This is a genomic window from Streptomyces sp. Tu6071, from assembly GCF_000213055.1.
GTDB lineage: Bacteria > Actinomycetota > Actinomycetes > Streptomycetales > Streptomycetaceae > Streptomyces > Streptomyces evansiae.
The window spans coordinates 2,758,551-2,770,774 of sequence record NZ_CM001165.1 but is presented as its reverse complement, the minus strand read 5'-3'; the positions used below and the strand labels follow the sequence as shown (position 1 = coordinate 2,770,774).

11 protein-coding genes and 1 pseudogene are annotated in these 12,224 nt (G+C 65.8%); 5 read left to right on the top strand and 7 right to left on the bottom strand.

The features are described from left to right. Positions 1 to 32: 32 nt before the first annotated feature. Genes STTU_RS11325 through STTU_RS11315 form a run of 3 tightly spaced genes read right to left on the bottom strand, consistent with a single transcriptional unit; the run spans position 33 to position 4,657 of the window. Positions 33 to 1,295: a nucleotide sugar dehydrogenase gene (locus tag STTU_RS11325; protein WP_043254864.1), complete on the bottom strand. Its 1,263-nt coding sequence runs from the start codon at positions 1,293 to 1,295 to the stop codon at positions 33 to 35. A 49-nt stretch (positions 1,296 to 1,344) separates the two neighbouring features. Beyond that, on the bottom strand, positions 1,345 to 2,757 hold the full coding sequence (locus STTU_RS11320; RefSeq protein ID WP_078518962.1) for an MFS transporter: 1,413 nt from the start codon (positions 2,755 to 2,757) through the stop codon (positions 1,345 to 1,347). Next, complete coding sequence (locus STTU_RS11315; protein WP_234019216.1) at positions 2,750 to 4,657, bottom strand: NAD-dependent epimerase/dehydratase family protein; 1,908 nt, start codon at positions 4,655 to 4,657, stop codon at positions 2,750 to 2,752. Before STTU_RS11315 ends, STTU_RS11320 begins: the two co-directional genes overlap by 8 nt. A 119-nt stretch (positions 4,658 to 4,776) precedes the next feature. Between STTU_RS11315 and STTU_RS11310 the strand changes: the two genes are divergently transcribed. Further along, on the top strand, positions 4,777 to 5,406 hold the full coding sequence (locus STTU_RS11310; protein WP_043254862.1) for a hypothetical protein: 630 nt from the start codon (positions 4,777 to 4,779) through the stop codon (positions 5,404 to 5,406). Positions 5,407 to 5,458: 52 nt separating this feature from the next. On the opposite strand, the gene STTU_RS11305 is transcribed toward STTU_RS11310, so the two are convergent. Both STTU_RS11305 and STTU_RS11300 read right to left on the bottom strand, forming a co-directional pair. Then, the gene (locus tag STTU_RS11305) at positions 5,459 to 6,748 is read right to left on the bottom strand and encodes a glycosyltransferase (RefSeq protein ID WP_139121317.1); all 1,290 of its coding nucleotides are present in this window, start codon (positions 6,746 to 6,748) and stop codon (positions 5,459 to 5,461) included. Then, positions 6,745 to 7,536, bottom strand: coding sequence for a phytanoyl-CoA dioxygenase family protein (locus STTU_RS11300; protein WP_078518961.1), 792 nt, complete (start codon positions 7,534 to 7,536; stop codon positions 6,745 to 6,747). Before STTU_RS11300 ends, STTU_RS11305 begins: the two co-directional genes overlap by 4 nt. 878 nt (positions 7,537 to 8,414) lie before the next feature. Here STTU_RS11300 and STTU_RS32955 point away from each other — a divergent pair. Together STTU_RS32955 and STTU_RS11295 are read left to right on the top strand one after the other, a co-directional pair. Next, a pseudogene (locus STTU_RS32955) lies at positions 8,415 to 9,288 on the top strand (IS5 family transposase). Between the two features lie 128 nt (positions 9,289 to 9,416). Next, positions 9,417 to 9,683 (top strand): hypothetical protein, encoded by a 267-nt coding sequence (locus STTU_RS11295; RefSeq protein WP_007822824.1) that lies wholly within the window; start codon positions 9,417 to 9,419, stop codon positions 9,681 to 9,683. Between the two features lie 89 nt (positions 9,684 to 9,772). Here STTU_RS11295 and STTU_RS35345 read toward each other — a convergent pair whose 3' ends face one another. Continuing rightward, on the bottom strand, positions 9,773 to 10,393 hold the full coding sequence (locus tag STTU_RS35345; RefSeq protein ID WP_234019215.1) for an Imm21 family immunity protein: 621 nt from the start codon (positions 10,391 to 10,393) through the stop codon (positions 9,773 to 9,775). A gap of 84 nt (positions 10,394 to 10,477) precedes the next feature. Next, positions 10,478 to 11,422 (bottom strand): hydroxymethylbilane synthase, encoded by a 945-nt coding sequence (gene hemC, locus STTU_RS11290; RefSeq protein ID WP_043254858.1) that lies wholly within the window; start codon positions 11,420 to 11,422, stop codon positions 10,478 to 10,480. A 188-nt stretch (positions 11,423 to 11,610) separates the two neighbouring features. Here hemC and STTU_RS35870 point away from each other — a divergent pair, with 188 nt between their 5' ends. Together STTU_RS35870 and STTU_RS11285 are read left to right on the top strand one after the other, a co-directional pair. Continuing rightward, on the top strand, positions 11,611 to 11,739 hold the full coding sequence (locus STTU_RS35870) for a hypothetical protein (protein WP_256055518.1): 129 nt from the start codon (positions 11,611 to 11,613) through the stop codon (positions 11,737 to 11,739). Continuing rightward, entirely contained in the window at positions 11,736 to 12,203 is a 468-nt protein-coding gene (locus tag STTU_RS11285) for a type II toxin-antitoxin system death-on-curing family toxin (RefSeq protein ID WP_007822818.1), read from the top strand. Before STTU_RS35870 ends, STTU_RS11285 begins: the two co-directional genes overlap by 4 nt. Positions 12,204 to 12,224: the final 21 nt, after the last annotated feature.

The following is a 12,224-nucleotide window of genomic DNA, read 5'->3' as shown; positions in this document are numbered from 1 at the left end:
GAAAGAGACTCTTTGAGACAGACAGTTCTGCGTTACAGGCGCTCGACGTGGGCCATTGCGTGGGCGGATCCTCTGGTATCGAGCAGGAGCGGTGCGTGCTGCTCGATCTGGTCCAGATCGTACGATCGGTGTTGCTGGAGAAGGATCACCAGGTCCGCACTCGCCAGAGCCTTGATCAGATCCCCTGCGGCGGCCTTCACCGGGATACCGTCGACCTCCCAGACGGGCACGTAGGGGTCGTGGAAGATGACTTCGGCACCGAGCGCACGAAGGCGCTGTACCACGTGCCTGGCCGTGGTCTCTCGCTGGTCGGCGATGTCGGCCTTGTATGTCACCCCCATCAGCAAGACAGTGGCTCCGCCGAGCGTCTTTCCGGACCGGTCAAGGAGCTGCTGGGCGCGTTCGACCACATATCTGGGCATTCTGGTGTTGATTTCTTGTGCCAGTTCGACCATGCGGAAGGGGTAGCCGAGGGTGCGCACCTTGTGCGCGAGGTAATTTGGATCGATGGGTATGCAGTGGCCGCCGACGCCCGGTCCGGGGCGAAATGCCTGGAAGCCGAAGGGTTTGGTGGCTGCGCAGTCGATGGCGTTCCACAGGTCGATGCCGAGTTCATGGCAGAACACGGCCATCTCGTTCACCAGCGCGATGTTGACGTGACGGTATGTGTTCTCGATGAGCTTGGCCATCTCGGCTTCGCGGGTTCCTGCGGACTGTACGATCTCGTCGACGAATTTCCCGTAGAACGAGGCAGCGGCACTCGTGCAATCGGGGGTGTGGCCGCCGACGACCTTGGGAGTGTTGCGGATTCCGAAGAGCCGATTGCCCGGGTCGACGCGTTCGGGGGAGAAGGCGAGGTGGAAATCGGTTCCGGCAGCGAGGCCCGAACTCTCAAGTATCGGGCGCACTACCTCGTCGGTGGTGCCCGGGTAGGTGGTCGATTCCAGGACTACCAACGTGCCGGGACGCAGATGGCGGCTGATCGAGATGCATGCGCTCTCCACCATGGTCAGGTCCGGACCGCCATGCGGGGACAAGGGCGTGGGTACACACACCACAACAACGGCGGCATCCGCGATGACGCTCTCGTCGTGAGTGGCGGTGAAGTGAGCCTTGAGCATCTCGCTGACATCGTTGTTGCTGATGTCGTCGACATGCGATACGCCGTCGTTGAGCGAGGTGACGGTGGCGGGGTCACGGTCGAGTCCGGTGACAGTCAGTCCAGCACGGGTCGCCTCAAGCGCCAGTGGCAGTCCGACGTAGCCCAGGCCTATGACAACGAGATCGTTGCGCACGGTTTCTCTTTCCGACGGGGGGCATGTGGAGTGGGTGCTGGCTGGGGGCTCAGTGTTGACGTGTGCGCCCGGACAGCACGATCAGCAGAAGGCTTGGCAGCAGGAGGAGTCCGAAGGCGGTGGTGTAGCCCGCCAGACCCGTGGTGCCAAAGGCCAGGGTGATGTTGAGCGCAGCGGCGGCTAGCCCGAGGATGAGAATTTGCCCCAGGTTCTGGTTGGACTGCATGGCGCCGCTGGCATAGCCGCGGTCGCCGGCTGAGCTGTGGACTAGTGAGAGCACGATCAGAGAGGGTTCCAGCAGGCCCATACCGACGGCGGCGAGCGGCATGGCTGCGGCAGCGGTCAGGGCGGGGACCCCGGGGAGCGTTCCGGCTACGGCTACGGCGACGGCCGTGGCCTGCACCAGGGCCCCTGCACCTACCAGCCGGTGACGGGGCCAGTTTTCCAGTACCCGGCCCTGCACCCAGGAGGCGCCTGCCCAGACCACGGATGCGCTGGTGAAGATGAAACCGATCAGGACGGCGGAGACGTGGCGATGGCTGACCAGCATCAGCGGGACGAAGGCCTCGAGTGTGAAGAAGACGCCGGACCCCAGACCTCGTAGGAGCACGGTGGCAGGAAGTCCCTGTACAGCCCGCCAGGTACCGGCGGGCAGGAGGCGGGGCGCCAGCAATACGAGCACGGTCATCCCCGCGACGGTGAAGACGGCGTGCCGCACGTCCCAGCCCGATACGCCGTACTGTCCGAGCGCCGCACCTACGCTGACCGTGGCGGCGACCAGCACGGCGGGGCGTTTGGGAAGGGTTTCCACATGCTCGTGCGCCACTGCCCAGGCGCGGCCGCGCAACACGATGCCCAGCGCGATGGCAGGCAGGAGTGTCAGTACGGCCAGGCCGTAGAACACTGCTCGCCACGACCAAGCTTCGGTTACCACTCCGGCCAACGGAGGTCCCGTCAAGGACGGAATGATCCAACTGGTGCTCATGAGGGCCAAAGCGCGTGGCCGTAGACGGTCCGGATAGGTTTCACCGATGGCCGTGTTGACGGACACGGCCACCATGCCGGCTGCCAAGCCGTCCAGGAACCGACCAAGGGCGAGCTGCCAGATCGAGGTACTCGTAGCGGCTACCAGGAGTGTGACCACCGTCAGTGCCATGCCCGTTGCCAGGGGCCGACGAGCCCCGGAACGGTCAGCCCAGTTGCCGCCCAGGACCCCACCCAGCAGACTCGCTGCCACAAAACAGCCGGTAACCAGCGGGAACAGCGACACGCCGTCGAGGGCGTCGGCTGCCGTCGGCAGGGTAGGCACCACGGCCAGGGCGGTGAATCCGGTCAGGAACATTGTGGCGGCAAAGCTGAGTGTTGCCACCGCGTAGTGGCGGGAGAACAAGCCCTCTTGCGCTGTGTCGGCTTCCGCGTCCAGCGCCTGCTGCGGCTTCTCATCCGCCGTCTGATCAGACATCGCTGCCGATCTGCGGGAGCCCGGTGACGGCGTCGTGTACGTCGCAGGCAAGCCATTGGGCCAAGGCGCGCAGGCCTCCCAGAGCCGGCAGCGCGGAGTGCCAGCCGAGCTCTTTTTCGGCCAGTTCGGTGGACATGACCCCTCCACGGTCGGCCGCGGTCGGTGCGTCGTGCCAGGGCATTCGGCGGGCCAGCACGGCCACCAGCTCGGCCAGTTCCTCTTCGCTGTATGTTTCCGAGGCGACGTTGAACACTGTCTGACCTGCCGGGGCAGCCAGGAGGGCGGTGATGGCACCTGCCACGTCTCCGTGGTCAAGTACCTGGTGTCGACGTCCACGGTCCAGCGACAGAGGGCGCCTGGTCCAGGCTCGGTGAATCCACCGCGCGGCTGTTCCTTCGGCGAAGACGCCCGGTCCCACCGGCTCGGCCAGCCGCAGGATCTGTACGGGAATACCGGCCTCTCGGCCCCATCGACGGCACTGGTCCTCCTGCTCCCACCACTCTCGGGCCTGGGCGTCGTCAGGAGGCCCGGTGATCAGGTCCTCGGTGAAAGTGGTGGCATCCAGGCCTCGGTAGATGGCCGCCGAACTGATGTGGACGAACCGTTCGACACCGGCCTCCTCGACGACCGACAGGACATCCGCGAGCACCCGCGAGTGCGCCCTGGGGGTTCCCAGATGCACTACGAAGGCGCTGTCCTTCAGTTGCGCGGAGTCGAGGGGGCCGGACAGGTTGGCGGCGCGGTATCCGAGGTCACCCAAGAGCCCAGTCAGGTGACGACTGAATGCCGTGTCCTCGTCGGCAATGACCGCCACACGAGCAGTCTCTGTGAGCGGAGCGGACATCGGCTGGGCCCGGCGCCCTGCCTCAAAGGCTGTCAGGGCGAGTTCACCAACAGCCGGGATCAGCTCGCGCAGATCGTCGGCGGTGTAGTCCTCGCAGAGCCCCCCGGGTCCCACAGAGTCCAGTACCGTGCGCAGTACTTCGCGAGTGGGGAGCTCATCCGTGAGCGACGCAATCACGGCCCCCATCGCGAAGGCTGTTTCCCACACAGCCTTCGTCACCCGTTCGGGCAAGTGGGAAGAGCCTGCCGCCGCGAGCGCGGACGAACTTTGTTCGCCCAGTCCTACCCGCTGCAGGTAGCGCTCGGTCTCGATGTACTGCCAAGGGGCTTGGGCGTCCTGGCGCAGAGCCGTTCGTGCAAGCCCGTACTGGTAGAAGGGAACGGTGGCGAACTGCGTGCAGCGAAACGTGGTGGGTTCCGGCGCGCGATGGGTGAACAGCGGGGACTGACGCCATCCGTGTGTGCTGTTTCCCGCGATGCTGGGTACTTCACTGTGGTCGACCGTGCTTGGGACGGACACTCTGATCGGAACGCCGCGCGAGTTGAGGTAGCGCTGCATCACTACGTCGTAGGGCCAGCCCCGGCCTTCTTCGGCTGCGTAGCCGGTATAGCCGCGTGCCACATCGGCGGGGAGCATCAAAGCCAGGCATGGGCTGTGTTCTTCGATCGCATACGTCCATTCCTGCCCCGCAAGCGCGGCCATACGAAGTGCCGCGCCTGTACGCCCTTCCCAGCCTGCGTAGAAGGCGACAGCCTCATCGGGCACGGCCGCCGCTACGCGTTCGGCGTAGGTGAAGAATCCCTCCGCCAGGACGACGTCATCCTGTAGCACCAGGTGATGGGTGGCGTCCTCGTTAACACTCTGCCAGGCAAGGGCCGCGGACCGCAGGGCTGTCGGGGGACCATCCGGCTCCGGGTCTGTCACGACGCAAACCCGTCCGAGCGTGTCCGCCTCTGCCAGGCGAGAAGCAGCCTCCATACGGATGGGGTGGGTCATGACCGCCCCGCTGAGCCGGATTGGTCCCGGGCCGACGCCTTCAAGACTTCGCATCTTCATAGCAACACCTTTGAGAGTGGCGGTTCGCAGGCAAATGTGATCTTGGCAACAGACGCTGTCCGCGGTCCGTGATCACATAAAGCCTTCTTCAACTTGGCTTATCTATAAGGAGGTTCGGCATGACTGGTATGACAGTGATCTCGGCTGAGGGGCTCAAGGTCCAGGTGGCCCACCGTCGCAACCCCTACGCCTACCTTTTCGACTCCGCCGGGCTCGACTCACTCCTGCTCGAAGTGGCCTGTCGCCGGGCAACCAGCATTTGGCGGCACCACACCTCCACGGGGGCCAATGCGCCGCGCGGCGTCTACCCGCAGGACTCGATGGGTTTCGTCCTCATGGATCCCACAGCGGGTGCCTGGACGCCCAATGAGGAAGCGGTACTTGGAGTCATCGCGATAGGCGACCAAGGTCACACCTTTCTACCGAACGCCGCCGCCAAGGCAGGTGCGCATCGGCGCCTCGGGCGCAATAACGGCGAAGCGGTGCACATAGAGCCTCATCTGCTTGGCACGGGTTCGTTCCGCTACGGCCACTCGGCGCAGGTACGTGGTCAGATCGTCGGAGCCAGTGCACAGGACACGGACCAGGATTTGTACGAGTCGGCCTGCCTCGCCTCGGACTTCGTGGACGCACTGCGCAACCGGCATTCAGAGTGGGAGCGGCAACACAGCACCGGCATATGGACATCCGCCGACGATGATCACGCTCCGGAGTACGAAGCCATGATCGACTGGTTCGAGCCGAGCTGATGCCCGAACCGCCGGCAGCTATCCCGATCCGAGCGTGCTGCTCCTTCCGGCCTCAAGTAGCCAGATCAGCTGTGGGAGTCAGCTCCTGCGCGGTGTCCGAGAAGTGTCCCCAGGCACTGAGCGCATCACGCTCGAACTTCTCCTCGGAGATCTGCTCCGAGATGACTCCCTGAAGCTCCTTCCCCATGTGCTGCACGCCCGGATCGCTGTAGTGGATTCGCTCGATCGCGCCGCACAGGCCCGCCGGTGACGGTTCGAAGCGGTACGTGGCGGGGAAGAAACGCCCCGCTTCGACTCTCTCCGAGTTGGTCATGAGCGTGCAGACTCCGCTAAGAGCGGCTTCCAGCGGGGTGATGCCCAAGGTCTCGTAGCGCGAGGGACATACGAAGAGCCCTTGATGCCTGACCTCACGAAACAACGCGTGAAGTTGCGGTTTGGACAGCTTACTGGTGGCCATGAAACTCGGCAGATGCTCAGTAGGCACACGACGCAGCAGCTGCCGTCGTCTGACATCGTTGTCTGCTTCGTCACCTACTATCAGCATGCGCAGAGGTATGCCACGCTGGCGCGCCTGGACGCTCGCGTCCACGAGAAGTTCGATGTTCTTGAAGTAGTCCAGTCGCGCTACGGCCGTGAAAACGAGAAGCTCTGCGCCGGTGACAAAGGCGCACAGTTTTTCGCCCTGAAGTGTTTCGGCAGAGTTCAGGACCGGAATAGGGGGACGTACAGCACGGATTCGCCGCGCATCCACACCTCGGTCGATCAGGTGTCTGCGTTGGATGTGGGAATGCTGGAGCACAAACATTCTGTCGCTGTACCGGAGTTTCTCCAGCCCTAATTCCTGATACTTGAGCAGGTGCAAGGCTTTGACGGCGTCACCGAATGCCTGCCCGGTCTCTTCTGCTGGGAACCTTCCGATGAAATCGGACACGAACGGGCCGTGGTGTGTCACGCAAGCAGAAAGCTCTTCTGGGTGGAAGCCGAGCAGTGCATCGGTCTGATAGTAGAGCATTGCCGGACGCCTGATGTCCTGCGCGTCGAGCAGGCGTTGGCTCGCTTTGGCAATGCAGCGACTCACAGCCTGGTCGTCCATGCCGAAGTTGAAGCGCATAATTGCGCACAGAAAACCAGCCCTGTGCTCAAAATGCATGAGCGGTTCCGTCAGGCTTTCATCTCTCTTGTAGAGAAGAATCCCTGCGCACAGTTCGACCTGTCGCAGGAAGCGCAGGACGGAGTGAGCGAATGAGGTCGCTCCTACGTGTGCGGGATCTTTCTCGCTGTGGGGGAAATATTTCTCGTTGACGACGACTATGCCGGCTAGATGCGATTCGACTGAGGTCACTTCTGGATACCCGCGTCCTGGGCGGCATCAGAATTGCGCACCAGTCGGACGTTCTCCGTCAGGCCCACGTCGTATCCGCGCTCACGCTCAAGGCGAAGCATTTCCGCAGGGCGGAAGTTCAATATGTAGGCGCGACGCACCGAATGTGTGCTGTTTCCGCGCGAGTAGTGCAGCGTAGTACCCGAGTGAGCCACCCCCTCTCCCAGCCCAAGGGGGATTGCCGTCGCACCGGGTTCATCCTCGGAGCAGTCGCACTGGATGTTCTTGCCGTCTGCCGTTTCGTAGTGTCGGCGGAGAGGTTGCTTGTGCGAACCCTTGACGTACCACATGCATCCGTTGTCCGGGACAGCGTCGTCGAGCGCCACCCAGATCGACACCGCCCGCTTGTCGGGCAGATCGATCCAATAAGCCGCGTCCTGGTGCCAGGGGGTTGCTACGTCTGCGTGCGGGGCTTTGTGGATGAGCATGTCGAAGTCGAAAACGGCGTCCTCGCCGATCAGTTCCTTCGCCATGCTGAGAGCCCGTGCATGCAGCGGCATGTCCATCAGCGTTTTATGGAGAGCGGACGGCCACATGATCTGAGTGATGTTTTCCTTCACGCCGTTCTTGCGAGTGACGTGGGAGCCGAGATCGGACCGCTTGTCACCGCTCTCGATCTCGCCGCTCAAAAAGCGATCGTAGATCTCGCGGTAGGTGTCGACTTCTGCTTCTGAGAGCAGGCGTCCGGTCGTAACAAACCCATCCGCCTCAAACTTCTCAGCCAATGTACGGTCAGTGTCAACTGGCATGACATTCCCTCCGTGCCGTATTGTCGAGATCAGTCTTATAGCGACTAAGGATTCTGCAGTAAGTCCGCATGAATCAGTCAGTGCGATTTCTTGGTGACGCCTCGCAGGAGATCTTCTGTCTACTGGAGTTCGCGCTCGCGTCGGCGCCTCGCAATCCAGAAGCGCATTACCTTGCACCACTCTTCTTGATGGCGCTCACGCACAGCGATACTCCCCCTCCATTCGAAAGACCCCCCGGAGCCGCGACCGATCATGAACCCACGACTATCCGGAAGTCAAGCGCTTTCTGCATTCGCGAGCCAGTACCTCAGGCCCGTGCCTTTGGCATATTTTTTGCCAATCCTTTACCTGAAACGCCAGGAACAAGCCACTGTCTGCGTCGGTTTAACGGGGAACAAGCCACTGTTCGCGTCAAATTGAGGAGAGAAAAGAACCCCGTCATCGGCGGTCCTTCTTTTTTCAAGAAGCCTGTATAAATGCGCCCCGCGTGGCCCGGCGGTGCCAGCGCCCGAGCGTTTACGAGGCGCGAGGGTAGTTGCTGCTTCACGAGACAGCCCGGAATGCATCATTCCACCGCTGTCCGACAGGCTTCCTGCCTCGCGCAGGTCCTCGGCAGTCGTCCGACCGACGCGGTGCCCGTTGTCCGGGAACCGCCCGATCAGCACTCCGGCCAGGCCCGGTTTGGCGGCGAAGACGATGTCCTCGTCGAACCCGGCCGCCTGGCAGAGATTCAGGTCAGCGGAACACAAGCGCGGAACATGCGTCTTCCGGCCCAATACCGCATGCCCTGCTCACCGGCCTAGACAAGATGGACAGCGCCCTGCGAGAGCTAGGGCGTGTGCCGAAAGTGGATCTCGGGCTGTGAATGATCACGGTTCATGGGCCGGGGTGATCTTACGGACGAGCAGTGGGCGGTTCTGGAGGCGCTGTTGCCAAAGGGGGTCAGGTCGGGGCAGCCGCCTGTCTGGCCTCGGCGGCGTTTGATCGACGGCATACGGTTCCGTGTCCGGACCGGAGTTCCGTGGCGGGAGATCCCCGTCGAGTATGGGCCGTGGAACCGGGTGTTCGACCTGTTCCGCCGGTGGCCGCAACGGCACTTGGCGCCGGATCCTTACCCGGCTCCAGAACCTGGCCGACGCGAAGGGCGCGATCGTCTGGGACCTGAGCGTCGACTCCACGGTCTGCCGCACCCGTCAGCACGCGGCCGGGGCGGCAAGCAGGGCGAGCTGCAGAAGGAACCACTGGGCGGCGTATTCACTGAGCCCGATGACCACGGGCTGGGACGATCGCGTGGTGGCTTCACGACCAAACTGCACCTGGCCGTCGAGCAGGGTCAGAAGCCAATGTCGACCGTGGTCACAGCTGGGCAGTGTGGGGACTCACCACAGTTCGAACCTGTGCTGTAGAAGGTCCGCGTGCCCCGCACCGGTCCGGGACGGCCGCGCGTCCGACCCGACCGCGTGCGGGCTGACGAGGCGTACGGCTCCCGCGCGAACCGCGCCTATCTGCGCGGACGCGGCATTGGCTGCACTGTCCCGGAGAAGCACGACCAGATCGCCAACCGCAAGAGGCGCGGCTCCCACGGGGGGTCGGCCACCGAAGTTCGCCAAAGCCGACTACCGCGAGCGCCACGCAGTGGAGTGCGGCATCAACCGTCTCAAGCGGCACCGCGCGGTGGCCACGAGATACGCCAAGCTCGCCGTCCGCTACGCAGCGACAGCTCTGGTCGCAGCCGTCAACGAGGGGCTTTGACGAGCGCTTTCGGAATCGCCTGGCGAACACACCCGCAGGAAGTCCACCCATCCGGCTCCCCACTCACCAACTCTCCCCCGGAAATTCCGAGGACCGCATCGTGCACATGGACCTACACTCCGGCCACCATGAAGCGCCGTGTTGAGTTCACCGAGCGAGTGGCCCGGCTCCGCGACTACCTGCCTCCCGATGATCGCCGTTCCCTGAAACGCCTAGTTGATCGGGTCACCGATGACCCCGACGGCCCTTCCACCCACCTCGTCTTCACGAACGACGACCTCACGCGTTCCAGCTGGCTGGACGGAGCGATGGTCCATTTCATCGTGACCACACAAGTCATCTACGTCGTGGACGCCGACATCCATGACGCCGCCCGAGGCTTCAACGTCGTCTGACCGACTGGCCCGACCGCTCGCCATGGAACATCACTGCGCGACCCTGATCTACTTCCGAGACACGCCCCAACTCCCCGAGGGGGGAGCTGTCAACTGCAGCTTGGGAGGAGTCCGACAAGGTCGGACTCGTGGGGCTGGGCCAGGCGCCAGCCTCGGCCCACTTGGGCAGGCGGCATCAACGCGTCACGCCCGAGTTGAAACCGAGCTCCGGTGGCAAGTGTTACCAGGTGATCCCGGTGCGCAGCACGAACACAATGCCCTGGAACACCAGTCGATCGGGATGCCGCTACGCACGGGGTAGCGCGTGCGACCCTCGACCTTCGGCAACAGTCGATCGACCGCCGCCCACAGCTCGTCTTCGACATGCGACGGCTGCGGCCGAGCCACCCCGCACTTCCCGGATCGGTCGGCCCCGCTCCGCCGCCGCGAACACCCCCTCCTCCGTGTCCGTCCCGGTCACCGCACGAAGAACAGCCTCTCCAGCACGGGCACGTCCTCGCCGGTTCGTCGGCCAGGACGAGGACGAGTGCGGTGGCGGTGCTCGTACCGATCGCTCCCGCCCCGCCCCACCCTTCCACCTCGCGGGCGTGGTCGTAGTCGTCACGGCCCTCGGCCCCCGCGGAGCGAGCCTTCCCCGAGCACCCACCCCAGCCGTTGAGGGCGGACAGCGGGACGACGACCGGGGGACCGCTCAGCGTCGACCCCCACACCGGCCCCGTCCGCGTACCGCGCACCGCACTCGGCCTCGTGTGCCTCCTGCGTGCGCGCCGCCGTGCCCTCTCTCCCGCTCGCCCTCAGGCGGTCGCCGTCGCGAGGATGCGGGCCGCGCCCTGGGCGAGGAGGCGTTCCGCCACCGTCAGGGCCAGCTTCTCCGGCTCCTCCGCCGGGCCCTGCGCCGTGGCGGCGATCTGGTGGGTGCCGTCCGGGGTGGTCACGGCCGCGTGGAGGCGCAGGAGGGTGGGGGAGGGGCGGCTCGTCCAGGTGCCGAGGGGGACGGAGCAGCCGCCGTGGAGTTCGGCGAGCAGCACACGTTCGGCACGGACCTCCGCGTCGGTCGCCGCGTCCCCGCTCGCGGCGAGGAGGCGCGCCGCCTCGCTGTCCTCCCGTACCTGGATCGCGAGCGCGCCCTGCCCCGGCGCGGGCGGGTACGCCTCCGGGTCCAGGTACTCGGTGATCTCGTCCGCGAGCCCGAGGCGGTGCAGCCCGGCCGCCGCGAGCACGACCGCGTCGAGGGTACGGGTACGGGCCAGGCGGGCCGGGACGTTGCCCCGCACCGGGACCACCTCCAGGTCGGGACGCAGCGCGAGCATCTGCGCGACCCGCCGCGTCGAACCCGTACCGACCCGGGCGCCTGTGGGCAGTCCCGCGAGCGTCGCCCCGCACAGCGCGTCCCGCACGTCCTCGCGCGGCCCCGGCGTCCGCAGCAGCACCGTGCCCGGGGCCGGGGCGGTCGGGAGGTCCTTGAGGCAGTGCACGACGACATCGACCTCGCCGCGTACCAGCGCCGCCTCCTGCCGCGAGGAGAAGGCCGACGCACCCGCGCGCCGCGTCACCCCGGCGACCGTGGGCGTGCTCCGGTCCGCGTCCCCCGCCTCCGTGATCACCCGCCGCACGAACCGGGCCCCCGGCACCTCGCGCTCCCAGCGCTCCACCATCTCCCGCACCTGCGCCCGCGCCAGCGCGCTCCCGCGCGAGCCGACCGTCACCACGCTCTCGACCACGCCGCTCGACTCCCTCACCGGTCCGCTCCTCGGGCCGTCCGAGTCTAGGTATGCGCGGCGGCGCCCCATGCCAACGCACTGTCGCCAAGCGCACCCCTCGCGCGAGGTCGCGAACCCGTCGCGCGAGACCGCGAATCCGTCGCGCGAGGTCGCGGGCCACTGAAAACCCGGTGCTCAGCCCCCGTGCCCGCTCGTACGCTGCCGCCATGACCGAGCGCCCCGAGGACCGCACCGCGACCGACGACGAGTACACCGCCGCCGACCGCGCGACCGTCCTCCGCCTCGCCCGCGAAGAGGCAGCGCGCTGGGCCGAGTTGATCGACCGGCTGCGATGAGCGCGCGGCTCTCGCCCGCCGACGCGCTCGCCGTCGCGACCGTCGCGGTCGATGACCAGCCGGTCCTCGTACGGGACGCGGCGCTCCTCGACTCCGCGCTCCACCGCCCCTACGGGCGCATGCTCGGCACCGAGGCGTACCCCGGCCTTTTCACGAAGGCCGCCGCCCTCCTCCAGTCCCTCGCGATCAACCACCCCCTCGTCGACGGCAACAAGCGCACCGCCTGGATCGCGACGGCCGTCCTCCTCCGCCTCCACGGCGTCTCCCTCCGCACCGACACGGACACCGCCGAACGCCTCGTCGTGTCCGTCGCGGCGGGGGAGACGCGGGACGTGGGGGAGATCGCCGACGTGCTGCGGGAGCTGGCGGGGCGGCGGGAGCCCGCCGGGGAGCGGGACGCGGCGCGGCAGGTACGGGCACGCCCTCCGCCGCCCCTCGGCCTCGCCCCGACCCCGCGCTCGTGACACCCGCCCACGGTCCGTGCC